The sequence below is a fragment of the Marinomonas sp. ABL3_031 genome (genome assembly GCF_056161265.1).
In genome coordinates this window covers 242,369-267,089 of sequence record NZ_JBSWYU010000001.1, presented here as the reverse complement: position 1 = coordinate 267,089, position 24,721 = coordinate 242,369, and the positions used below count along the sequence as shown (strand labels likewise).

At 42.9% G+C, this 24,721-nt stretch carries 20 protein-coding genes; 8 read left to right on the top strand and 12 right to left on the bottom strand.

Annotation, left to right across the window (positions count from 1 at the left end; translation table 11 throughout):
- Positions 1 to 55: 55 nt before the first annotated feature.
- From ACXAH2_RS01355 to ACXAH2_RS01335, 5 genes are all read right to left on the bottom strand, one after another.
- Entirely contained in the window at positions 56 to 1,729 is a 1,674-nt protein-coding gene (locus ACXAH2_RS01355; RefSeq protein ID WP_475076030.1) for a lipoxygenase family protein, read from the bottom strand.
- Positions 1,730 to 1,774: 45 nt separating this feature from the next.
- Complete coding sequence (locus tag ACXAH2_RS01350) at positions 1,775 to 3,202, bottom strand: methyl-accepting chemotaxis protein (RefSeq protein WP_475076028.1); 1,428 nt, start codon at positions 3,200 to 3,202, stop codon at positions 1,775 to 1,777.
- A gap of 341 nt (positions 3,203 to 3,543) precedes the next feature.
- Entirely contained in the window at positions 3,544 to 4,209 is a 666-nt protein-coding gene (locus ACXAH2_RS01345) for an anthranilate synthase component II (RefSeq protein ID WP_475076027.1), read from the bottom strand.
- The gene (locus ACXAH2_RS01340) at positions 4,206 to 5,606 is read right to left on the bottom strand and encodes an anthranilate synthase component I family protein (protein WP_475076026.1); all 1,401 of its coding nucleotides are present in this window, start codon (positions 5,604 to 5,606) and stop codon (positions 4,206 to 4,208) included. The genes ACXAH2_RS01345 and ACXAH2_RS01340 overlap by 4 nt, the downstream gene beginning before the upstream one ends.
- The gene (locus tag ACXAH2_RS01335; RefSeq protein WP_475076024.1) at positions 5,593 to 5,832 is read right to left on the bottom strand and encodes a Trp family transcriptional regulator; all 240 of its coding nucleotides are present in this window, start codon (positions 5,830 to 5,832) and stop codon (positions 5,593 to 5,595) included. The genes ACXAH2_RS01340 and ACXAH2_RS01335 overlap by 14 nt, the downstream gene beginning before the upstream one ends.
- Positions 5,833 to 6,093: 261 nt before the next feature.
- On the opposite strand from ACXAH2_RS01335, the gene ACXAH2_RS01330 reads away from it, so the two are divergent.
- Positions 6,094 to 6,798 carry a DUF1223 domain-containing protein gene (locus ACXAH2_RS01330; protein ID WP_475076023.1) on the top strand — a complete coding sequence of 235 codons (705 nt, stop codon included), beginning with the start codon at positions 6,094 to 6,096 and terminating at the stop codon, positions 6,796 to 6,798.
- 307 nt (positions 6,799 to 7,105) lie between these two features.
- Here ACXAH2_RS01330 and ACXAH2_RS01325 read toward each other — a convergent pair whose 3' ends face one another.
- Positions 7,106 to 9,136, bottom strand: a complete 2,031-nt coding sequence (locus ACXAH2_RS01325) for a hypothetical protein (protein ID WP_475076022.1) — start codon at positions 9,134 to 9,136, stop codon at positions 7,106 to 7,108.
- Between the two features lie 363 nt (positions 9,137 to 9,499).
- Here ACXAH2_RS01325 and ACXAH2_RS01320 point away from each other — a divergent pair, with 363 nt between their 5' ends.
- Positions 9,500 to 9,808 (top strand): hypothetical protein, encoded by a 309-nt coding sequence (locus ACXAH2_RS01320; RefSeq protein WP_475076020.1) that lies wholly within the window; start codon positions 9,500 to 9,502, stop codon positions 9,806 to 9,808.
- Positions 9,809 to 9,856: 48 nt separating this feature from the next.
- Here ACXAH2_RS01320 and ACXAH2_RS01315 read toward each other — a convergent pair whose 3' ends face one another.
- Entirely contained in the window at positions 9,857 to 11,374 is a 1,518-nt protein-coding gene (locus ACXAH2_RS01315; protein WP_475076019.1) for a Ppx/GppA phosphatase family protein, read from the bottom strand.
- A 490-nt stretch (positions 11,375 to 11,864) separates the two neighbouring features.
- Between ACXAH2_RS01315 and rho the strand changes: the two genes are divergently transcribed.
- Positions 11,865 to 13,130 carry a transcription termination factor Rho gene (rho, locus tag ACXAH2_RS01310; protein ID WP_353667198.1) on the top strand — a complete coding sequence of 422 codons (1,266 nt, stop codon included), beginning with the start codon at positions 11,865 to 11,867 and terminating at the stop codon, positions 13,128 to 13,130.
- 107 nt (positions 13,131 to 13,237) lie between these two features.
- A complete protein-coding gene (locus tag ACXAH2_RS01305; protein ID WP_475076017.1) occupies positions 13,238 to 13,969 on the top strand; it encodes an NAD(P)H-flavin reductase in 732 nt (243 codons plus the stop codon).
- Positions 13,970 to 14,073: 104 nt separating this feature from the next.
- On the opposite strand, the gene ACXAH2_RS01300 is transcribed toward ACXAH2_RS01305, so the two are convergent.
- Both ACXAH2_RS01300 and mqo read right to left on the bottom strand, forming a co-directional pair.
- A complete protein-coding gene (locus ACXAH2_RS01300) occupies positions 14,074 to 14,337 on the bottom strand; it encodes a YfcL family protein (protein WP_475076016.1) in 264 nt (87 codons plus the stop codon).
- A gap of 73 nt (positions 14,338 to 14,410) precedes the next feature.
- A complete protein-coding gene (gene mqo, locus ACXAH2_RS01295; protein WP_475076015.1) occupies positions 14,411 to 15,907 on the bottom strand; it encodes a malate dehydrogenase (quinone) in 1,497 nt (498 codons plus the stop codon).
- 403 nt (positions 15,908 to 16,310) lie between these two features.
- On the opposite strand from mqo, the gene ACXAH2_RS01290 reads away from it, so the two are divergent.
- Positions 16,311 to 16,715 carry a CBS domain-containing protein gene (locus ACXAH2_RS01290; protein ID WP_475076013.1) on the top strand — a complete coding sequence of 135 codons (405 nt, stop codon included), beginning with the start codon at positions 16,311 to 16,313 and terminating at the stop codon, positions 16,713 to 16,715.
- 47 nt (positions 16,716 to 16,762) lie between these two features.
- Here the strand turns inward: ACXAH2_RS01290 and hslO are convergent, their stop codons facing one another.
- Positions 16,763 to 17,638 carry an Hsp33 family molecular chaperone HslO gene (gene hslO / locus ACXAH2_RS01285; RefSeq protein WP_475076012.1) on the bottom strand — a complete coding sequence of 292 codons (876 nt, stop codon included), beginning with the start codon at positions 17,636 to 17,638 and terminating at the stop codon, positions 16,763 to 16,765.
- A 200-nt stretch (positions 17,639 to 17,838) separates the two neighbouring features.
- On the opposite strand from hslO, the gene ACXAH2_RS01280 reads away from it, so the two are divergent.
- The 3 genes from ACXAH2_RS01280 (at position 17,839) to ppk1 (ending at position 23,255) form a co-directional block, all read left to right on the top strand.
- On the top strand, positions 17,839 to 19,773 hold the full coding sequence (locus ACXAH2_RS01280; protein WP_475076011.1) for an ABC-F family ATP-binding cassette domain-containing protein: 1,935 nt from the start codon (positions 17,839 to 17,841) through the stop codon (positions 19,771 to 19,773).
- 118 nt (positions 19,774 to 19,891) lie between these two features.
- Complete coding sequence (hemB, locus tag ACXAH2_RS01275; RefSeq protein WP_475076009.1) at positions 19,892 to 20,881, top strand: porphobilinogen synthase; 990 nt, start codon at positions 19,892 to 19,894, stop codon at positions 20,879 to 20,881.
- Positions 20,882 to 21,023: 142 nt separating this feature from the next.
- Positions 21,024 to 23,255 carry a polyphosphate kinase 1 gene (gene ppk1 / locus ACXAH2_RS01270; protein ID WP_475076008.1) on the top strand — a complete coding sequence of 744 codons (2,232 nt, stop codon included), beginning with the start codon at positions 21,024 to 21,026 and terminating at the stop codon, positions 23,253 to 23,255.
- An 89-nt stretch (positions 23,256 to 23,344) separates the two neighbouring features.
- Here ppk1 and ACXAH2_RS01265 read toward each other — a convergent pair whose 3' ends face one another.
- Both ACXAH2_RS01265 and ACXAH2_RS01260 read right to left on the bottom strand, forming a co-directional pair.
- A complete protein-coding gene (locus ACXAH2_RS01265; RefSeq protein WP_475076007.1) occupies positions 23,345 to 23,749 on the bottom strand; it encodes a cytidine deaminase in 405 nt (134 codons plus the stop codon).
- Positions 23,750 to 24,718 (bottom strand): ABC transporter permease, encoded by a 969-nt coding sequence (locus tag ACXAH2_RS01260; RefSeq protein ID WP_475076005.1) that lies wholly within the window; start codon positions 24,716 to 24,718, stop codon positions 23,750 to 23,752.
- Positions 24,719 to 24,721 lie beyond the last annotated feature (3 nt).

Genomic DNA, 24,721 nt, shown 5'->3' with positions numbered 1-24,721 from the left:
CTGCTTTACTGATTTCTACTCTAAAATTCCTATACAACAGCAGACATTTACGTCCTTACACCGTCACGCTATTAGGAATATTTTTGGGATCCATATACCTATAGGGATAAATGCGAGTCGCATTACGCGCTTCTATCTCTTGATGAATTTTCTCTAAATTCAATTGATGCTTACGAATAATGGGGCGAATCTTAGAATCCATAAAACTATCATCAAATTGCCCCATACGATTTACTTTGAAATTTGTTAGATAAAAAATAAAACTTTGCTCTAAGGCCTGATCATAAGGTGGGAAAAACGACACCAAACCTTTTTCAGACTGATAGTTTTCAGCTGGGGTTAATGGTGGTTGATAGGCAGAAAAAGGCAAATTAGGGGCATAACCTGCGCACTCATATTGAGGATAATGCACGGACGAATGATGTGCTGTCGCAATAAAAATAATATGCGCTACTATCTTAATAAGTGACTCTTTATCAGCAAAAAATGTGGGAAAATCCGTCAGACCACAATTATTTTGTTTTTTATCACCACCAAGCTCTTTCGCCCAGTTTTGCAGTTCAAAATCGTCCACCACCATCTGATCATTCTCATACCAGACATCCAGATACTCAGTAACGTATCGAAGTGTTTCATTCCAAAGCAGTATTCCGTCATCACGATACGGATAAAGCAATCTAGGATCATTAACATGTCGTCGCGCTAAGTCATTTGGCAACAAAAAGTCTTTAAAACTATAGCGGTTCATCCCCTCCCCCATGAAAGCCACTAAGGTTTCATTATCACAACCAAACATCTTTCCAAACGAAGGGATTGTTCCATCAGGCTCTTTCTGAAACAGGGGATTTACATTGACACTTAATGTAAATTTAAGGTGAGGGCGTAACAAAGCAAGCAAAGGGTGATTATCCGCCAATTGCCGCCAACTAACCATAATGACAGATTCAAGTACATAATGAATTCTTGTGGCATGTGTCCACAACTCTTGATGCGTTCCATCGGCCGCTTGAATATAAGTTCGCGCCATATTCCAGCGGTCATCGTCAGGCGTAATAATAGGGTTGAACTCTTCATCCGTATCTTTAGTTGCATCCAATTGAATGGCTTCAATTTTTAACGTGCCGTCTTGATTAAGTGTGTATAAAGCAATCGCAGGCATTATGTATTTACGCACATTGTCAACAAACCCTGGATTCTCAAACAAAGGCTTCAACATGGCATAATTTGTCATGTAGAAGCGTCCATCCTCAAAACAATCATCAAATGCTTGCTGAGTCATACCCAAGTGTTCAGCGCTTATTTTAAAGCACTCAGGTAACGAATTTTCTTTATTAACCCCTTCTAAAACAACGGGATTCATACCCGCTACTCGTTGGTAACCTAAATACTTATTATCTAAAAAATGTTCACGCATCTCAGTATTAGGAAATGGTGATTTTGAATAAAAAAAGTAATCATCGAAACGCGTGAAGGGACGCTTAAGATATTTAAACTTAATGCGGTTCATCACAAACGAGGGAAGGCTCGGCAGTAAACCCGCCAAATTGAGTATGGATTTCAGCTTATAATAGAAAGTCGTCTTTTCTCGATCTGGCAGACTATTGATGGTTGCAATTTGTCCATCATACGTCAAAGTAAAAGCATAGAGCTTTTGCATTTTCTGTAAATAGTCTTTCCTAGATTGCGAATTTTGAACGTCAACTTGCGGCAACGCTAAAACGTGTTTCATATTCCTCTCCCTAGCAATGAACTTCACAGTTCAAGAATAAATAGCTTAAACACTAAATTTACTGACCACCTTATCCATCTGATTCACTAACTCTAGCAAATGAGAGCTCGACTTAGATGTCTGCTTCGCACCACTTGCGGCATCATCAGCAACAGAGTTAATAGCTTCAGAACTACTGGTAATTTTTTGAGTGACTGACTCTTGTTCTTTTGTCTTACTGGAGATTTGCTGGTTTAGAGACAATATATGCGACATTTTTTCCGCTATATCTTGAATAACATCCCCTGCAGCATTCGCTTTATTAACGGATTCTTCAGCGATATCACAGCACTTATCCATAATATTAACTGCACCCAGTGTGCTGCTTTTTAATTGATCAATGGTGCCTTGAATTTGGCCCGTTGAGTCTTGTGTTTTTTGTGCTAATGAACGTACTTCGTCAGCAACCACAGCAAAACCTCTTCCAGCTTCACCAGCACGGGCCGCTTCAATTGCCGCATTCAATGCCAGTAGATTGGTCTGCTCTGTTAACTCATTTATCATACTGACAATAGACAGTATACTCTGACTATCAGACTCAATTTTCTTAATTGCTGTCGTGGAATTTCGCACTTCATCCGCAAGTTGAATAATAGAAGAAACTGCCTCATTAACAACGCCCACGCTCTCAGACGAATCTTGATGTCCCTCTTTGGTCGCTTCACTCGCATTCTCAGCTGAATCAGCAACGGCTTGAATCGTCAAATTCATTTCTTGCATTGATTCAACCAATCGACGGACTTCATCGTGCTGTCGATTAACACCTTGTAAGGTTTGTTCTGAAATAACACCGTTAGAAGTAGCCGCTTCCGATAACTCCAACATAACGGCTTTTATAGCGAGAATCATATCACGAAGACCTTCAACCATTTCGGATGTAGAGCTTTCAATATGCTTAGCATTTAAATTAATATTCAGATTGCCTTTAGCAATTTCTTTAGTCACTTCCGTTGTTTTCTCAAGTGGTGGAATAGAGGTCACTATGATGAAACGTAACAGGGCAATAATAAAGCCAATTACTATAATCACTAAGGCATATACAAGAAAGGTTACTAACTTCCCTACATCCCTTAAACCAGAACCAAATACAGCTGAATTGGTAACCGACCACTCCATTAGTTTGTTTATTTTATTTACCTGTTCTGCTGACAAAGAATCAGAGTTTATGTTTTGCAATTCCGCTAAAATCAAATCAATACGCTTAACGTCTTCAATAGCAAGATCCAGCAAGACTCCATGACCTAACAGGCGAAATAATAATTTTTCGACTACAAAAATGGATTCGCCAACCGCTATCGCTTGCTCTTTAGCGTATTTAAGATGATTTAGTAAGGGTTCAATCTTAGGATTCGGCTGCATTAAATCGTATTCAGCACTAGTAACCGCTAGAATATGCTCACGCTCTAGATAAGCAAAATCAATTACCTTTCCCATCAACCTGATACCATATATTGCTATGAACAAAGCAACAACAGTAGCAATTATAACAACAAGCAGTTTTTTCTTAAGTGGTAGATCCTTCATCACTCTTCTTCTCGCAGGTCTTTTTTATTTCTAATCAGTACTTTATAGATAATTTGAAAGGAATTTAAAAGCTTTTCCCCTATTTTATTTCCACCCTAGGATAAATATCAACTTAAAAAATGAAATGACTCTATTAAGGAAATGGGATGGACTCCCCAGCATAGGCATCTATGTGCCAAGATTAGTTTTTAAAACCACTAATCTAAAGGGAGAGTCCACCCCATTTCCGAAGATCAATACTGCGTTGATTTTTACGCAACATCGAATAAAAAGTTTTTAATCAAATCCTTCCCGCCTTCTGTCGCAAAGGACTCAGGGTGGAATTGGATGCCTTGAATGGGATACTCTTTATGACGCACGCCCATGATCTCAAATTCGCCACCTTGACGGATACCATTAAGATTGGCAAACGCCTCAGCACTCAAACTGCCCACTGCGGCGGTCACTTCCAACACCTCAGGAAAACTTTCGGCCTGTGCAATCAGCGAGTGATAACGCATGACTTCCAATTGATCTGGAATATCATGAAAAATGCCTTCGCCATTATGTTGAATTGGGCTGGTTTTACCATGCATAGGCAATGGCGCTTTGACCACCTTGCCACCAAACACATGACAAATCCCTTGCATCCCTAAACAAACCCCCATCAAAGGAGTGGTTTTGCCAAACGCTAAGATAACTTCAGCACACACACCAAAATAGGCTTTATCGTCTGGTGAACCAGGCCCAGGTGAAATGATGATACGATCTGGTGCCGCTTGTCGAATGTCTTCCAGCGTCACTTCATCGTTGCGCTTTACAATAACCTCAAATTGCTCGATACGCCCCTGACTTTGTTCTGTCTGCAACACTTCACCAATAAACTGGTACAGGTTGTAAGTGAAGGAATCGTAATTATCTATGATGTAAATTTTCATCCTTTCGCTCCTTCACTGAAACTGTCTAATACCCGCTTGGTTCCCGCAAACTTACGTTGAATTTCTTCGTACTCATCTTCGGCATTTGAATCGTACACATTACCACCACAGGTTTGCACATAGGCTTTATTGCCATTAGCAAACACGGTACGAATCGGAATGGCGAACATACAGTCGCCATTAAAGGAGAACTGACCAACCGCGCCACCGTATGGACCACGACCATCGTTTTCAAGATCATCAATGATCTTCATTGCTTCGATTTTAGGCGCGCCAGTCAAAGTTCCGGCAGGAAAGTTACTGGCTAAGGCAGAAAACATGTCATGCTCTTCGGCCATAATGCCGACGATTTCACTGGAAATATGCTGTACGTGACTAAAGCGTTTAATGTCCATTAATGAACGTACTTTCACCGTACCGAATCGCGCCACACGGCCAATATCATTACGATGTAGATCGACAATCATATTGTGTTCAGCGATCTCTTTCGGGTCATTCAACAGAGCACGTGCTAGATCTCGATCTTCTTTTTCATCCACACCGCGTTTTGCCGTACCAGCAAGTGGGAAGGTTTCCATCTCATCTTGGCGCAAACGGAACAATAATTCAGGGCTTGCACCAATGACTTTTTGCTCGCCAAACTTAACGTAATACATTTGTGGTGATGGGTTCACCTCGCGCAGCTGTTCATAAATACCGATCGTGTCGCCATCCAGCTCGAACCATTTTTTGAAGCCCACTTCGACTTGAAAAATCTTACCGTCGATAATGTCCTGCTTAACCTTAGCAACGGCATCCGCATGATCTTCACGACTCATCGAATCTCCCGTTGGCGTAATCGTCAGTTCGCCGTTTTCAGGTGTGGGTGCATCCAACATTTCCTGAACCAGATCAAGGCGGTTGTTTTCGTAGTAGAAATAGAAAACTTCACCAGTCATCTTATCGAGAATCAAACCGTCAGTATAAAGACCGAAACGAAACGCATCGAACATCTCAGACGCTTGTAGGTCTAAAGTTGGCTCAAAGTAGTTCATACTGTCGTAGCCAATGTAACCAGTTAGGCCACCCGCGTAACCACGAGAAATAATATTTTGTGGAACAATACTGCGCAGCAAATAGTAAGGGTTCTCGGACTCATAAGCCTCAGTATTGCCTTCCCTGTCTTGAATAAATAACTGATTCTTCTCCGCCCAAAGCAGCTTTTCAGGGTCAAATCCAATAATAGAGTGACGAGAGATGTAACTCTCCTCTCCCAAGGATTCCAACATAAAGCAATTATCAAAACGTTTTTCAACTTTCTTAAAAAGCCCAAAAAAGTCACAGTTAGAGCTGATGGTCACGTATTTTGGTTTACGTGGTAGCTCAATGCGCGGAGGCACTTTATTAAACGAAGTCATTATCTTGTAGTTCCTTAAAGGCTCTGGAGCCACGGGTGACAGTGGCAATGCCGACACCCAATTGTTTAGCAATTTCTCGTTGTGGAATACCTTGTGAAAGCAGCTCAAAAATCTGCAACCTATGCTGCATTTCGCTTACTTCATTCGGAGTCAAAAGCGCATTGAGCTTACGCTCCATCTGCGCATCGTCTTCCACGTCGCGTAAATATTGAATTAGTTTTTGCATTTGAAACGGTGCTTATCTCGTTAGCAATGTATCAGCGTACTAGTACGATATTTTATATTGATGCTGAAAGCAATACAAAAAAGTGGGATTATCAATAAATGTTAGGTGGCACCTCTTCGAGCCTGACCCTATCTACGCTTTGGTTCCATTAAAGCTTTATCTGGGTTGCAAGATTATCGGCGACACAAACACCAACCACTTTCTTAAGGAACCTTTTCACAAGTAACGTCTCCAATCTTTATAACGGCTTGGAGGTTTCCTATGAAAATGCTTTGGTTAGTGGTTCTTACTGCCCTTACTTTTGATACATTTGCGCAGGAATGGCGTAGTGGTGAATCGAAAACACAATTAGTGGAGTTATTCACTTCGGAAGGGTGCAACAGTTGCCCACCAGCAGACCGCTGGCTGACCTCGTTAAAGAATAAGAAAAGGCTGTTTAAAGATTTTGTACCTGTGGCCTTCCATGTGGATTATTGGGACTACTTAGGTTGGAAGGATCGGTTTTCCACAGCGGAGTTCAGTGACCGACAACGCCAGTATCGACAAGAAGGTTTGCTGAGTCAGGTCTACACACCCGGTATTTTAGTGGACAGCAAAGAGTGGCGAATCTGGTTTCGGGGTGCGCGAGATATTCCACATATTGATCAGAAAGTCGGAGAGCTATCTGTGACTTTAGACCAAGGAATCCTCGATGCTCAATTTGATTCAAAGCAACCTCACTTATTGAATGTTGCTTACCTGGGTATGGGCATCGAGAGCCGCATAAGCGCTGGTGAAAATCGAGGCAAGAAGCTGACACACGATTTCGTCGTGCTGAATTACTTTTCGCTTCCCGGAAAAGGTGCTTGGCAGATTGCCATGCCAGATATACCTAACAATGGGCAAGAACAAACCGCGTTAGCGGTTTGGGTATCACCAAGAGACTCGCAGCAAGCCATTCAGGCAATTGGCGGCTATATTGAGTAACAATGATAGAGGCATTCGTTGTGATGCCTGTATGAAATGTTAGTTCGAATAGATTCGCTCCTAATTTGAAATAGCGGGTTTACCAGAGAGATAAATGATATTTGTTCATTTAAGCCTTTATCCGAGATAGCCATATTGAACTGAGACTTTCGATTCAAAAACATTACAACGTATGTTGTAAAAATATATTACCTCTCATTACTCATCTACTTAACTTCGAATTACCATCTGCAAAATGAAATTGAAGTCACAAAAAAACGCCTGTAAGGAAACCCCCACAGGCGTTTTTTTAACATTATTATCCAACTCAAAGGTTAAGAGACAGTACGTTAGTCTTACTGATACGATGACGGTAAATTTCGCGCAGATACTTAATCGCGTTTTTCACATTACTGATGTCCAAACGAATATCATTAATGGAGACAAACTGTTGAGTATCATCGATTAATTCACGGTATTTCTTCTCATACATTGGCTTAATCGCATACCAGTTGGTATCCAAAATTTTCGCTGGGTTTTCATGCGTCATGAAATATTTTTCGATTAAGCTCTCATCAAATTCATCGGTTTGAATCATATCAATGATGGCATGATCCACTTCATCCGTATAACGATAATCGTCTTTGGCAAAACAGCGCTTCATATAAGCAACCATCAAGGTCAAAAAGTCATCGCTCAAACACGGACTCTTCGCAATCAAGGTGGTTAAAGACAAGTTAGCCGATGCACCTATTACCAAAGCGTAACGCTTCAATGTGGTATTTGGACACAAACGATTCAAATGCATTTTCAAACGATTCAACGCAGTGAAAGACAGTTTAAAGTCTCGTGGCAAAGAAATAATGGACACGATTGAAGAACAGTTTTTGAAGAAGTGTAAGTCACTCAACTTACTCACATCGTAGCCACTCTTACGAAAATCTTTTATTGCTTGACGATAACGATCAGATTCTACTGGCAACACACTCACACCCTCAATGGCTGAGGTATCTTCATTAAAGTGAGGCAATTCAATAGAACGACAGAACAAGTCATCAATATCAACCATATCTTGATGAACACCAGGTCCCACCACACTCTCCGCATAAGCGACAGCAACAGGACCCGCCAAACTCATAAACAAATCATTTGCATCAAGGCGAATGGTTTCAGAAATATCGATACCCGCACGACGGAAATACTCTTCATCGTAATCAGTCGTCACCGCCTGAGCAGTCAGTATGTTGAAAATCTGTTGAGAAATATATTGGTTCGCATATTTCTCCATGGTATTCACATCAATGCTATCCGCATCACCACCGTCTTCTTCTTCGGCATAACGCATGATGTCATTGGAAATCAACATCATGGAATTCCAAGGACGAATGCGCTCCATGACATCCGCAGGTACTTCGTCGTCCTCACGCTCTTCGTTATAAGAGAAGTTCCACTCTTCAGAAATGTATTTGGTCAACAAACGACCTGCGTTAATGTGCAACGCTTCCGAGATTTCAACATTCTTACCTGAGATGTTTGGCAGAATACAGATGCCAGAAGTAAAGATAGGCTCAAAGACAAAACTGTGACGCTTATCGACCAATTGCGATTGATCAGAACGATAATCAAAGGTTTTACTTAAGTAAGAAAATTGTTGCGCCAAGCCAAATTCAGAGGCCATCCCTGAACCCGTACCACCGCCAGCACTGAAAATGTAGAAGTACAGACGTGATTGATTGGCTTTAATACCACAAGAATCCACTAGGTAGGAATGCATGTGCTTCCAGTTCTCATTGCGGAAAGTTGAGGTATCTTTGTTAAGGATAATTTTGGCAAGATATTGACCCAAAATTGGCGCGTTACCAGCGCCACCAGCATGAACTTCAGACAAGTCCATGATTTGCAATTTTTTATACTCTTCCAGAAACTGCTCACGTCCTTCCTGATTAGAGAAACGTATACGACCCTCTATGTCTTTATCCAAATCACCCAGCAGCACAATCGGCTCAATTAAAAATACGGGTTTGAAACCGTCTTTGCCTTCAATGGGCAGATGCTTACGAATCCAGCGCATTGGACGAAATTCTCGCTCTGAATCCAGTAACTCTTGATTCTCAACTTCACGCATATAATTGGCACGTGCATCGTATACTAAAGATGCCACATCTAACGCAATATTAGAGCCACAACGACCTAAACCAATAAGACAAACAGACGGAAAAATTTGTTCAACATTAGGCGCACCTTCTGTTAGTACCTGTGGATGAATGTGATTTCTTACAACATCCAAGTTTTCTAGGATTTGCTCCAAATTCGACTCTGTAAAATAGAGGTGTTCAATTGGTAGGTTGTCTTGACTCATGTGGCATCCTTTTTCAAGCAATTTACTTACAACAGGCGATCTGCTTATTCAGTGCAATCAAGGCATTAAGAAAGCAGACGTTTTGCTCTGTTAAATGCACGGTTTTTTCAATATCTATACTCAAACAATATCATCCTTATATAACAAAGGCACTAATATGATGAGTAAGATTGCAAAATAATTATTAGTTTTCATCAATCTTTCCTCTAACCCGGCTTATCCCATCAAGAGAGCACATGATTAAATTTTGACTTAAAGAAAATTAGCAATTACAGTCTAATAACAAAAAGTTACAACATTTTCGGCAGAAAGTTAACTTTTGTACTACTCTTATAGCAAAGTTGTGTCTTGCGAGGTACTACTATGTCTATTTCATCTATACCGCTAAATCGATTAACTATACCGACAATTCAGCCAACGGTAGAGGCCCGCTCGCAGTCTCAATCTAGGCAAAACAATGAGCCAAGTGTTGATTTGTCCGAACAAGCTAGGCAATTGCTATCTTCCTCTCAATCTCAATTATCTAAGCTCCAAGAAGACAAAGAGAGTAAAGAGGAAGAAGGCAATGAATCTATTCAAGTCTCGTCAAGCATTGGTCGCATGAAAAGAGTAAGCGGATTGCAGCGTGACGAAGTCGCTGAGCTTTACCGTACCATTGAAAAGCTCAGCTAAACAGAGACATTAACTCCCTAACCTTTAGCAATATTAGTGAATTCAATACTACTCGAAAGTGAAATCATAGCCACTAGAGACCAACATTTCGGCTTCTCTTTGTAGGTTTGCCAAAGTCAAAGGGCGACTATCCAACAAGCCCGCTAAAAATTCCGCATGCAAATTCTTACCGTCAGCTTTTAACGTAAAAATAGGCATATCTCCTTCTTTTCTATCATGATGCAATAAAATGGATAGACGTAGCAAAATGGACAAACGATCTAGGTCTTGCTGATCACTTTTGGTAAAACGAAAACCCAATGACTGACTAAATTTTCTTCGATGACGCAGAATCAGATTAGCTAAAGCCTGTTGTTCTTGTTGAGAAAAACCCGGCATATCCGACTCACTGATAATATAGGCGCCATGTTTGTGATAACGACTATGGGAGATTCCGACACCCACTTCATGTAATAAGCCCGCCCAGCGTAGCAAGTCTTCACTGGAAATATTGCTTAACCCCCAAGCTTCCTTGACCTGCTCTAACGCAGATAGCGCCGTTTTGGTCACTAGCTTGGCTTGCTCTGTATCAATATGGTACTGATTCAACATATAGTTGACGGTACGTTCACGGATGTCCGTTTCGGCGTATCGTCCCATAATGTCGTACAACACCCCTTCTCTTAGGGCACCCGTTGAAAAGTCCATTTGCTTAATATCAAAGCATTCGAATACCGCCGTCAAAATCGCCATACCAGCGGCAAAAGTCGGCTTACGTTCTGGCTTTAACCCCATCAAATCAATGTCGTCAGCATGACCTGCTTGAAACAAGGCTTTTTGAATTTGTTTAATGGTTTTAGGCGTAATGCCTTTTTTGCTCCAATTATTTTCTTTGACAATATTAAAAGCCGCTTTAATGGTACCAGATGAACCAATCGAGATATCCCATGCTTCATCAAGGTAATCATCTTGGATACTTAATAGCTCAAGACGAGCGGCCGTGACCGCTTTTTGGAAATTGGATTTGGTAATAATGCCATTGTCAAAGAAACGCTTAGTAAAACTCACACACCCCATATGCAGACTTTCGGTAAGAATGGGCTCCAATTGCTTACCTATGATGAACTCCGTACTACCGCCGCCAATGTCCACAACCAACCGCTTAGCTTCACCGTGATCCATGGTATTAGATACACCCACATAAATGAGTCGCGCCTCTTCACGTCCGGCAATAATTTCCACCGGATGGCTGATAATATCCATGGCATTACCAATAAAGTCATAACGATTTTTCGCGACACGTAAGGCATTGGTGCCTACCACACGTACAGAACCAGGTGGCATATCCTCAATGACTTGAGCGAATTGCGCTAAACACTCCAAACCTCGCTGTTGCGACTCATCATCCAAGTGCCCCTTTACTAAACCGGCTGCTAGCTGTACTTTTTCACCAAATTCACTGGTGATCCGCAACTGTCCATGAGTCACCTGCGCAACCACCATATGAAAACTGTTGGAGCCAAGATCAATGGCAGCAATTTTTTCAAACGGAAAATCATGAGTTTGTTGCAAAAAGAGTGACTGCATTCAGAAAACCTTATCCTGCTGACATCAAAAAGTCGCTAGAGTATATCACCTAAGTTAAGTAGAAAGGTACGAACAAGTATCAGCATATTATCTCCATTCAATTGGCCGTCGATAGAAAACTGACGCATTATTTTTTGCGTCAAACAGACGAAACAATAGATTTTGATCAAAAAATTACCAAAAATTGCTTTTTTACTGTTTTTCTCTATAGACCTCATCGCCAAGTCGATCTATAGTATGGTTGGTTTTAGAGTGAAGCTTAGATGTTGATTCACTTTAAAATTCCAATCAAATTGTTTCGCGCTGTATTGGCTTTGCCCTTTCTGGGCCCTTATAAATAGAGCATGCTTTGTTATTATTTGCTCATTTCTTCGGTGCCGAGTAGCTGATACATTGTTAGATACTTCCAGACACAGATTAACTGGTCCAAATAAGGTGGAGCCACTTAATCCTGTCAATTTTCCTCAAATGAGCTTATACAAACCCGTTTATGAACCTTACCGAATTAAAACAGAAATCAGTACACGAACTTTTAGAAATCGCTTCAGAAATGGGCCTAGACAATATGGCTCGTTCTCGCAAACAAGATGTTATCTTCTCGATTCTTAAGCGTCATGCTAAGAGCGGTGAAGACATCTATGGCGATGGTATTCTAGAAATATTACAAGACGGCTTCGGCTTTTTACGTTCACCAGATTCCTCTTATTTAGCAGGACCTGATGATATTTACGTATCACCCAGTCAAATCCGTCGCTTTAACCTGCGAACTGGTGACACTATTGCAGGTAAAATCCGCCCTCCCAAAGACGGTGAGCGCTATTTTGCCCTACTAAAAGTGAATGAAATCAACTTCGATAAGCCTGACAGTGTTCGTAACAAGATCTTATTTGAAAATTTAACACCATTATTTGCCGACGAACGTTTGATCATGGAAGCCGGCAATGGTTCTACAGAAGACGTTACGTCCCGCATCATTGATTTAGTTGCCCCTATGGGTAAAGGTCAGCGTGCCTTGGTGGTATCGCCACCAAAAGCTGGTAAAACCTTCATGCTGCAAAATATTGCCAATTCCATTACCCGCAACAACCCTGAATGTCATTTGATTGTGTTACTAATTGATGAACGTCCTGAGGAAGTAACCGAAATGTCGCGCACCGTGCGCGGTGAAGTTGTCGCATCGACCTTTGACGAGCCACCAGCACGCCACGTTCAGGTTGCCGAAATGGTCATTGAAAAAGCCAAACGCTTGGTTGAACACAAAAAAGATGTGGTTATCTTGCTAGACTCCATTACTCGTCTTGCACGAGCCTACAACACTGTCATCCCTTCCTCTGGTAAAGTACTGACAGGTGGTGTGGACGCCAACGCACTCGAGCGTCCAAAGCGTTTCTTTGGTGCGGCACGTAACGTTGAAGAAGGTGGTAGCTTAACCATTATTGCAACGGCATTGGTCGACACAGGTTCGAAAATGGACGAAGTTATTTTCGAAGAATTTAAAGGTACAGGTAACTCAGAACTTCATCTTGATCGTAAGATTGCTGAAAAACGCACCTTCCCTGCAATTAATATTCGTCGCTCTGGCACACGGCGCGAAGACTTACTGACCTCAGAAGACGAACTACAACGCATGTGGATCTTACGTAAGCTGTTGAACCCAATGGAAGACATCGCCGCGACTGAATTTCTCATTGATCGACTGCGTGTGACTAAGACGAACGATGAGTTCTTTGAATCCATGAAGGGCAAGAATAAGTAAGCCCAAAAATTGAATTAAAAACCACTTTTTATAAGTGGTTTTTTTTACATTGAACTCAGCCTGAAAGGCATTGGCGACTGAATAATGCCAATGTGCTATGGAGATATATGATGAATGAAGTAACCGCTAAGGTGAAAGCTGTAGAACTTATTAACAAAGACGTTTATCAAGTTAACTTAGAGCTCGACAACTTTCGTTTTATCGCTGGTCAGTATGTAATGATTAAACTACCTACTGGTGAGCAAGTACCCTACTCCATTGGTAGTGCTCCTCATGAGCTGCCTAAACTCACCCTATATATCTTAGTTTCTGACCCTGATTCTTTAGCAGGCAAAGTGATTCAACACCTAACTCAGTCTAGTGATGTCACATTGAAAGCCCCTGGTGGTGATTGCCATTTAGAAAATGGCATACTGCCTCTGTCTTCAGAGCATATTTTGCTAATAGCTGGCGGGACAGGGTTTGCCCAAGTTAAAAGCTTGTTTGACGATTTAGTGGCGCGTAAATTTAAAGGTAAGGTGTCCTTTTATTGGGGTGTTCGCACAGCACAAGACAACTTTGCACAAGCTTGGCTTGAAGAAGCACAAAAAAACACTAACTTTACGGTTAATGTGGTAGTCAATGAGGACTCCGAGCAATGGCAAGGCCGCACTGGCTGGTTATACCAAGCGATTTTGGCCGATCATGCTGACCTAAGTGACGCTTATGCTTTTATCAGTGGTTCGGTCGGCATGGTTTATGGCACCCTTGAGCAACTGGAAAGCCAAGGCTTACAAGAGTCTAACTGTTTCTCTGATGTATTTGCTTACGCACCAAGACCTGAGAAACCTAGCCTGTAAATCGCCAGCAAAAAAATTGCATAAAAAAGAGAAGCATTTGACTTCTCTTTTTTTAATCACAGCACACTTATTCTCAACAAACACATTCTCAGCATTAACGCTTTTTACTGAGTGATGGATTGCCAAAGAGCAATAATCTGCTGCTGGTCTTCCTCTGTCATACCTTCTGCTTCTAAGGTATCAAGCAAAGTGCCATGGAATGCATGATCAAAGTTGTCCGCCCCTTCCCCTTCAGCACTACTGTGCAAACCAAGCAGTCCCAGTAAATAAGCACAAAAGAATAGCTCATCACCTTCTTGAGCTTGGTGCTCTAAGTCGCGCAATTTATCACACAGCTGGTCCGCACGTTCTGCAAATGTCATTGGCATAATTCATCTCTTAATTTGACTGGTATAAAAAAGCTGGACAAAAGGCCCAGCTTTTTTCAAAACAACACATACCTTATGGTTTGAGTTTTAAGGTATCCAAAGTGCGTTGGCGAATAGACAACAATAAATCGGTATTTTCAGTCAAAGACTCACCGTAGGATGGAACCATCTCTTTCATTTTAACTTGCCAATCACCTTCATTTAAGCGTTCTGGAAAACAACGCTCAAGAATACCAATCATGGTGTTTACTGTTGTGGATGCCCCCGGAGATGCCCCCAGCAAAGCCGCTAAGGATCCGTCCTCAGAGGTAATCGCTTCGGTACCAAACTCCAGCTTACCTGAGCCATTTTCGTCCTTCTTGATAATCTGAACACGCTGCCCCGCGTACGCCAGAGTCCAATCTTCATCTTTCGCATCAGGAAAAAACTGACGCAAAGAGTCACAACGATCTTTGTGTGATTGCATCACTTCACTAATCAAATAACGCGTCAAGTCCATGTTGTTTTTGCCCACACTCAACATAGGCTTGATGTTATTAAAACGAACACTTTTTGGTAAATCTAAGAAAGAGCCGGTTTTAAGGAACTTGGTTGTGAAACCAGCAAACGGGCCAAACAAAATAGCTTTTTTGCCATCAATAATACGCGTATCCAGATGCGGTACTGACATAGGTGGCGCCCCAATTGGCGCCGCACCGTAAACTTTTGCAAAGTGCTGCTCAACCAATTCAGTTTTTTCACATACTAGCCATTGACCGCTAACAGGAAAACCGCCGTAGCCGTCACTCTCTTTAATGCCAGACTTCTGTAACAAGGGCAAAGCACCTCCGCCTGCGCCTAAGAAAACAAATTTAGCATCCACTACACGCTCTTTGCCATTCACATCCAAGGTCACTTTCCAGTCACCGTCAGAGTTTTTTTCTAACTCGGTCACTTCACTCTTCAGACTTAACTCAAAGTTTTCCGAGCTTTCTAACAGTTTGCTCATGTTGCGCGCGATGGCACCGAAGTTAACATCCGAGCCATGTTCAATGCGAGTTGCTGCTAATGGCTCATCAGCAGTACGATTTTGCATGATCAAAGGCATCCATTGCGCCATTTGTTCTCGGTCTTCTGTGTACTGCATCTCTTTAAAAGCAGGGTGCGCACTCATGGCTTCATAACGTGCTTTCAAATTTTTCACGTTACGCTCACCCCACACAAAACTCTGATGCGGCACACGGTTAATAAACTCTTGAGGAGCCGGCATTAATCCTTGTTCAACTAGGTAAGACCAAAACTGTAGACTCACCTCAAAAGCGGCGTTTATGTTTACAGCCTTGTCTATATTGACTGTACCGTCTTCATTTTGTGACGTGTAGTTTAGCTCACAATACGCTGCGTGGCCCGTGCCCGCATTATTCCAGCCATCCGTACTTTCTTTTGCAACACTGTCTAAACGCTCCACCATCATAATGGACATTTGTGGATCAAGTTGTTTTAACAATACGCCTAATGTAGTGCTCATGGCACCGCCGCCGACGAGTAAAACGTCTACAGAATTTGAGTTCATAAAATTTCGCCGTGTCATACCCAATTGTAAAGTTGAGACTGATGTTAGAAAGAGGGCTTTTGGCCAGCAGTTAATTCTTATTTGAGGAGGTACTGCATAACTTTCTTCTCGGTTTCTTAGAATACTCATGCTCTTACTAAGGAGAACTGATCAAATAACCTACAAGCTATCGTTGATTCTAAGCAGATTGACGATAATTATACGGATTTTGTCGGCAATGTCTTGAGACCTTAGTATAAGTTTGTTGATATATTCACAATTTACAAAACCCGTTCCCTGCAAAATTATTGACTTTAGTAACATTAACGACGATGTTTACAGCATTAACAAAAAACTTGCTTTGATTTAGCGACTATTTGTAATTGGTTATATTCATCATCACGCTAGATAAATCATGACAAAAGGCATGGAGACTCAAATAATGAAAGCACAAGATATCATGGTAAAATCTGTCATTTGTGTCGACATGGATGAAAGAGTGCCGCACATCATATCACTGCTCCAACAACATAAATTTCACCATCTGCCAGTAACAAATCAAGATAAGTTGGTCGGTATCATCTCAGACAGAGATATTTTACGCTTAGTCAGTCCTTTCATAGACAGTGTGACCGAACAAGCAAGAGATTTAGATACTCTGAATCGCGCTGCTCACCAAATCATGACACGCCAACCCATTCGAGTGAAAGCAGACACACCGATTAATGACATTCTAGAATGGTTAAGAAAGGTGGATATTTCCTGCTTACCTGTTGTAGACGATGAAGATTATGTGATTGGCATCATCACTTGGCGTGATCTCATCAATCACGCCAAGTTTTCATGAACAGTCTAAATGAATACACGACCAACCCACTTAGAAAAAAGACAAGCTTAGTGCGTTTGCGCTTGGTCGCCTAACATATCGTTAAGATCAGCATCATTAAATGTATACTGTTCAGCACAGAACTGACAATCCACCTTGATGCTCCCCTGCTCTATCAAGAGCTCACGAATTTCCTCCGCTCCCAATGACATCACTGCATCCATCATACGTTGACGAGAACAAGAACAACCAAATTGCATTTGTTTAGAATCGTACAGGCGCAGTTCTTCTTCATGATAAAGACGATGCAATAGGGTTTGCGTTTCCAATCCCAACAACTCGTCATTTGTTACGGTAGACGCAAGGTGTGTAAAGCGATCCCAAGCGTCTTCATCACCCGCCTTTGCCTGTTCCTGAGGCAAACGCTGTAAAAACAAACCACCACACTGTGATCCATTTGCCGCCAACCAAACACGGCTTGGCAACTGCTCTGACTGCAAGAAGTATTGTTCTAAACATTCCGCTAAGGTATCGCCAACCACTTCCACAATGCCTTGGTAACGCTGACCATTTCTTGGCTGAATAGTAATCACCAGATAGCCATCTGCCAGAACTTCTTTGAGTGAAATATCTTCTGGAACTGTCTGCGACTCATCCCATTGAATGATGCCACGCAAGTTTTGAAATTCGTCGCATTCCGTCATCAAGGTCGACAAAAAGCCATTACCCTTTGCCTGCATAGATAACACACCATCAATTTTGATGATGTCACGCAATAGCGCAATGGCCGCGACAAACTCCCCTAATAATTTCTCTAACGCTAGAGGGTAATCTTTACGACGAATAATCTCTTGATAAGCACTGCTCAACAGTACGCGTTCACCGCGCACATTGGTGTGATCAAAAGAAAATCGCTGGATTTCATTAACCGATACATTATTCACTAAATAGCACCTTCTCAGCCCTAAGCTGAGTCAATAAACTCTTAATACAGATGCGCGCCATTTTACCCTTGCATTGTATAATCATCCACTGCAAAACTCTGTAACAACGCGCTTTGCTATTTCGTTTCTTATTAGGCCGCTCTAAAATAGTCCCACATCCACTGCGACCCTCAATTTGGGGTAAGAGATAAACCAGTTTTATGATCCAGTTCACCGAAGTCAGTTTACAACGTGGCACACAATTTTTATTAGAAGAAGCCGACCTCACTATCTTTGAAGGCCAAAAAGTCGGTCTTATTGGTGCCAACGGCGCGGGCAAGTCCTCCTTATTCGCCATGATCCGGGGTGACCTACAAGCCGATACGGGAGAAATCATCTTACCGGGACAACGTCGCATCGCTTTTATGGCGCAAGAAGTGGAAGAGAGCCAGCGTTCGGCTTTAGACTATTGTCTGGATGGTGACGACCAGCTGCGCAAGATCGAAGCCAACATTGCCGCAGCTCAAGCGGCTGGCGATGACAATGCCCATGCGAATTGGCTGGTTGAGTACGATAACGCGCAGGGCTATAGTGCTCAATCCCGTGCTGAAACCTTACTACAAGGTTTAGGTTTTAAAATGGCGGACATGCAAAAAGCCGTCTCAGATTTTTCCGGTGGTTGGCGCATTCGCCTTAACTTAGCCAGAGCTTTAATGTGCCCTTCCGATGTTCTGCTATTGGACGAGCCAACCAACCACTTGGATTTAGACGCCATACTTTGGTTGGAAAACTGGCTACGACAATACCCTGGAACACTATTATTGATTTCCCATGATAGGGATTTCATCGATGGCATCTGTACTCACATAGTGCATTTGTATCAAAAGAAACTAACACTTTATAAAGGAAACTATTCGGATTACGAACGTCAGCGTGCAGAACATTTGGCTCAGCAGCAAGCCAATTACGAAAAGCAGCAACAAAAGCGTGCTCATTTACAGCAATACGTTGATCGTTTCCGTTATAAAGCGGATAAAGCCAAACAAGCGCAAAGTCGTTTAAAAATGCTGGAAAAAATGGAGCTAATTGGTCCTGCACACATTGATTCACAGTTCGAATTCAGCATCCCAGTAGCGGACAAAACCTCGGCTCAATTGGTTAATTTGATTCAGGCCGACTTGGGTTATCAAACACAAAGCAACAGCGCTTCAGTACAATTAGCCAACACTAATTTTTCCATTCGCGATGGTCAGCGTCTTGGTCTATTGGGCCCTAACGGTGCGGGTAAATCGACTCTTATCAAATCCATTGTCGGTGAGATCCCTTTGTTAAATGGGGAAAAAGTGCGCGGTGAAAACCTTGCCGTAGGTTACTTCTCCCAACATCAACTTAGTGCTTTGGATTTGGAAGCCTCACCAGTACTCCATATTCAACGCCTGACCCCAACAGCACTGGAAAGCGATATACGCCGTTATCTTGGTGGTTTTGGTTTTATTGGCGATGATGCCTTACGCCCCGTAAAAGGCTTTTCTGGTGGTGAAAAAGCCCGTCTGGCTTTAGCCTTAATCACTTGGACCAAACCCAACTTATTGGTACTGGACGAGCCGACCAACCACTTGGATTTGGAAATGCGTCAAGCTTTAACGGAAGCCTTACAAGCTTTTCCTGGCGCTATTTTATTGGTGTCGCATGATCGTCACTTACTCAATAGTACGGTCGATGAGTTTTTCTTAGTAGCCGATCAACAGATTAAAGCGTTTGATGGGGATTTAACGACCTACCATAGCTGGCTACAGGAACGTCAACTGCAAGTCAATCGCAAAGACAAAACACAAGATACTTCCAACCCAGTTAAAGTGGATCGTAAAGAAGAGCGTCGTAAAGCCGCTGAGTTACGTGAAAAACTGCGTCCTTTGCGCAAACAGATCGAACAACACGAAAAAGCCGTAAATAAAGCGCAAACGGAGCTGGATAAAATCTCCGATCAAATGGCCGACACCAGCCTTTATGAAGCTGAAAAGAAAGATCAGCTACAAGCATTACTTAACGATGAAGCAAAATGGAAAAAGTCTTTAGAAGAGAGTGAAGAAGCTTGGTTTATGGCACAGGAAGCCCTAGAAGAAGCCGAAGCAGAGCTGATCGAAACCTCTAACTGAGTAATAAATGGGACAAAGTACTGAGAATTGCTTTAACGCAAGGCATTTCTCAGGTGACTGACTTATTATTGTCACATTACTAACGTACATTCCTACACTGCGAAAAGGAGATATGTGGATGACCTTTCCATACACTCGTATGCGCCGCATGCGTAAACACGATTTTTCTCGTCGCCTAATGCGCGAACATCATCTCACTGCAGACGATTTAATTTATCCAATGTTCATTCTAGAAGGGTCTCAAGTACGCCAATCCGTGCCTTCTATGCCGAACATTGAACGAGTCTCCATCGATGTTTTATTAGAAGAAGCCAAAGAATTGGTTGAACTTGGTATTCCTACCGTCGCTCTTTTCCCCGTGATCGAAGCTAATCAAAAATCTTTATTGGCTGAAGAGGCATACAACCCAGACGGTTTGGTGCAAAGAGCCGTTCGTGCATTGAAAGCAGAGTTTCCCGAGCTTGGTGTACTAACCGATGTGGCGTTGGATCCTTATACCACTCACGGTCAAGACGGCATCATTGATAATGAAGGCTACGTATTAAACGACGTTACCGTGGATACCTTGGTCAAGCAGGCTTTGTCTCATGCACAAGCGGGAGCCGATGTAGTCGCACCATCAGACATGATGGATGGTCGTATTGGTGAAATTCGTGATGAATTGGAAGCCGAAGGCTTTATTAATACGCTAATCATGGCGTACGCTGCCAAATACGCGTCCGCCTATTACGGGCCTTTCCGTGATGCGATTGGTTCAAGCGGAAATCTAGGCAAGGGCAATAAATTCACTTATCAGATTGATCCAGCAAACTCCAATGAAGCCATCCGTGAGGTCATGCTGGATTTAGATGAAGGTGCTGATATGGTCATGGTGAAACCTGGCATGCCTTATTTAGATATAGTGCGCCGCGTGAAATCAGAATTGGAAGTACCCACTTTTGCTTATCAAGTAAGCGGTGAGTATGCCATGCACATGGCCGCCTTTGAAAAAGGTTGGTTAGATAAAAATAGTGTCATGATGGAATCGCTGTTGGCGTTCAAACGCGCTGGTGCAGACGGCATCTTAACCTATTTCGCAAAAGACGCAGCACGCCTGCTTAAAGCTTAATTAAATGAAATAAAGCCAGATAATCTGGTGACCAGCAGGCTGCATTGGTGTAATTTGTTAAAGGTTGCTTTTATCTGCATAAAAGTAGCATTAATAAGGATACCAACCACAAATAAACGGTATTTGGAGAGAATAGAAGCAAATGTCTGAGCAGCCTGTTATTGAAGTAGAAAAGAAAGAAATCGCGCCACCAGCTGAAATGCATACTGAGATTGATGCGGAGCTAGTGCTAGAGCCTATCCCTGAGCAGCCACAAGATCCAACCAAAATAGCGATCGAAGAACGCCTGCCCGAAGAAATTGACTTAGCCGATCCTGAACTCTACTTCAACCGAGAACTGAGCCATTTGCAATTCAATGCGCGAGTGCTTGAACAGGCTATGGATGAAAACCATCCCATCCTTAACCGTTTGATGTTCTTGTGCATTTTCAGCTCAAATATGGATGAATTTTTCGAAATTCGTGTCGCAGGTTTAAAAAGCCAGCTGGAATACAGCCGTGAAAAAAATGGCCCAGATGGTATGCACCCGAAAAAAGTACTTGGCCTAATCAGTGAGCACGCACACAAATTAGTACGCCGACAATATCGTATTCTGAATGACATTATTTTCCCTAAGCTTGCGAACGAAAACGTACATTTCATTCGCCGCTCTCTATGGACAGACAAGCAATCTAACTGGGTACGTCGCTATTTCCGTGACAACGTATTACCCATTATCAGCCCGGTAGGATTAGATCCGGCTCACCCCTTCCCAAGATTGGCCAATAAAACCTTTAACTTTGTGGTGGAATTAGAAGGACGTGATGCCTTTGGTCGTGAAAATGGCCTCGCCATAGTACCCGCACCAAGTTCATTACCACGTTTAGTGAAGTTGCCGGACGACGTCTGTGAAGGCGGCGACAACATGGTCTTTCTGTCTTCCATTATCCACGCTCACGCGGATCAATTGTTCCCTGGCATGACGGTCAAAGGCTGTTATCAATTCCGTTTGACGCGAAACGCCGACTTAGAAGTGGATTCAGACGATATCGGTGTCGACCTTGCTGGTGCTCTGCGTACTGAATTGCAAAGTCGCCATTACGGTAGCTCTGTACGACTGGAGATTGCCGACAATTGCCCTGATCACATCGTTGATTCCTTGCTTAAACAGTTCGACTTGGAACAACAAGATTTATATCGCATTGACGGTCCTGTGAACCTAAGTCGACTTATGGCCGTATTAGAGTTAGTGGATCGCCCTGATCTAATGTATTCCCCATTCTCGCCAGGCTTACCAAGAAAACTGGCCAGTGCCGGTGGACTATTTGAAGCAATTCGTCAGCGCGACTACTTATTAATGCATCCGTTCGAGAGTTTTTCGCCGGTCATTGACCTGCTCAGTGAAGCGGCCAAAGACCCGAACGTGGTAGCAATTCGCCAAACCTTATATCGTACCGGAGCGCGTTCGCCTATCGCCAACGCTTTAGTAGAAGCGGCTCGTAATGGAAAAGAAGTGACTGTGGTCATTGAGTTAAGAGCGCGCTTTGATGAGGCCGAAAACTTGGCGTTAGCAAGTCGTTTACAAGACGCTGGTGCCATTGTGGTTTACGGTGTCGTGCGCCATAAAACCCATGCTAAGATGATTTTGATAGTCCGTCGCGAAGGCAATAATCTCACGCGCTACGTTCACTTAGGTACAGGTAACTATCACGCAGGTAATGCGCGTCTTTATACAGACTACAGTTACATGACCTGCAATAAAGACATTGGTGACGATGTCCATCGCGTTTTCCAGCAATTGACTGGTATGAGTAAAGAGCTAAAAGTGAAGAAACTTCTGCACGCACCCTTCACTCTTCGAGATCGATTACTGGAAATGATCGACAGAGAATCACAAAACGCCAAGAAAGGTGAACCCTCTCGTATTATTATCAAGGTCAACTCTTTAACGGAGCAAAAACTGGTACAGGCTTTGTACAAAGCTTCTCAGGCTGGCGTAAAAATTGATCTGATTGTGCGCGGTATCTGTACACTCAGACCCGGCATCAAAGGCATCTCCTCCAATATACGTGTACGCAGCGTGATTGGTCGTTTCCTTGAACATACACGTGTGTATTACTTCTATAACAATCGCAACCCAGAAGTCTATTTATCGAGTGCGGACGGTATGGATCGTAACTTGAATAACCGTATTGAAGTGGCTTTCCCTCTGCAAGATTACAAGCAAACACGCCGCGTGAAGAAGGAACTGGAGTATTACCTTACCGATAATACGCAAAGCTGGATTCTACAAAGCGATGGCTCCTACCAATTATCCAAGCCTCGTAAGGGCGAATACCGAAGTGCGCAGAGAGCTTTGCTAAGCGAACTGGCGGACAATACTAGAGAAAGCTAAAACCAACTTTATCCGGACATAAAAAAACCAGTTCACACATTGAACTGGTTTTGTCTTTTCTGATTGCGATCAATTGTACTGCATAAGAATTACGCCAAGTTCTCAGGACCGAATGAAAAAGGTAATAATTCGTTCATCGATAAAGATTTACGAATGCCTTCTGGACCACAGATATGAATCATGGTCTCTGCAGAAGAAAACTCACGAATTCGCTGACGACAACCACCACATGGGGTGACCAATTCTTCTCCTTTGCCCATGACATAGATGTCACGAATCTGCGTTTGACCATCACGCACCATAGCAGCAATGGCGCCAGCTTCCGCACAGGTTCCTTCTGGGTATGAGGCATTCTCCACATTACAACCCGAATATTGCTTACCTGACGCGGTAAGAATGGCGGCGCCTACCGTGAAATGAGAATAAGGCACATAGGCCTTACTCATCGCCTCTTTTGCCAGTGCAATCAACTCACCTTGCTTTACATCTGACATTTAGGCACGCTCTTTAACATAGGGTCGACCAACGGCTTTTGGCCCTACAGCTTTACCAATGAAGCCAGCTAACAAGAGCACGGTCAATACATAAGGAAGCACTTCAATCGCCTGTACTGGCACTTCACCAATACCTGGCAACACTACTCCTTGCATGCGCACAGCAACCGCATCTAGGAAACCGAACAGCAAACAAGCGAACAACACTGGAACGGGACGCCATTTACCAAAGATCAAGGCAGCAAGCGCCATGTAGCCTTTACCAGCACTCATGTCTTTCAAGAATCCTGCATTGTGCGCAGTCGACAAGTAAGCACCCGCCAAACCACACAAGATGCCACAAACAATCAAAGCTCGGTAACGAATGAAGGCAACGGAAATACCTGCCGTGTCCACCGCATGAGGGTTTTCACCCACAGCTCGTAAACGCAAACCAAAACGTGTTTTATACACCACCCAGAAAGTCGCTGGCACCATAGCGAACGCCAGATACACTAGGATATTATGGCCACTAAGCAACTCGGAATAAATCAGACCAATCACAGGCACATCCGCGATGGCGTCGGCAAAAGGTAAGGTAATGGATAGGAAACGAGCGTCACCAGACAAGGTCGGCGTCTGGCCACCCATACCGAACCAGTCCATCGACAAGGTAACGGTTAAACCTGCGACTATGGTGTTGATTGCCACACCCGATACGATGTGATCACCACGGTGTGTAATACATGCAAAACCGTGAATCATTGCCAAGGACACAGATGCGATAATACCAAAGCACAAACCAATCCAAGCAGAACCAAAGACAGCCGCGCCTGCCGCCGCCGCAAAAGCACTGCCTAAAATTTTCCCTTCCAGACCGATATCAACAATACCAGCTCGCTCCGAATACAAACCAGCCAAAGCGGCAAAGATTAGGGGCGTAGACACTCGCATGGTAGCGTCTAACATAAGAATTAATGTTTCAAACATATT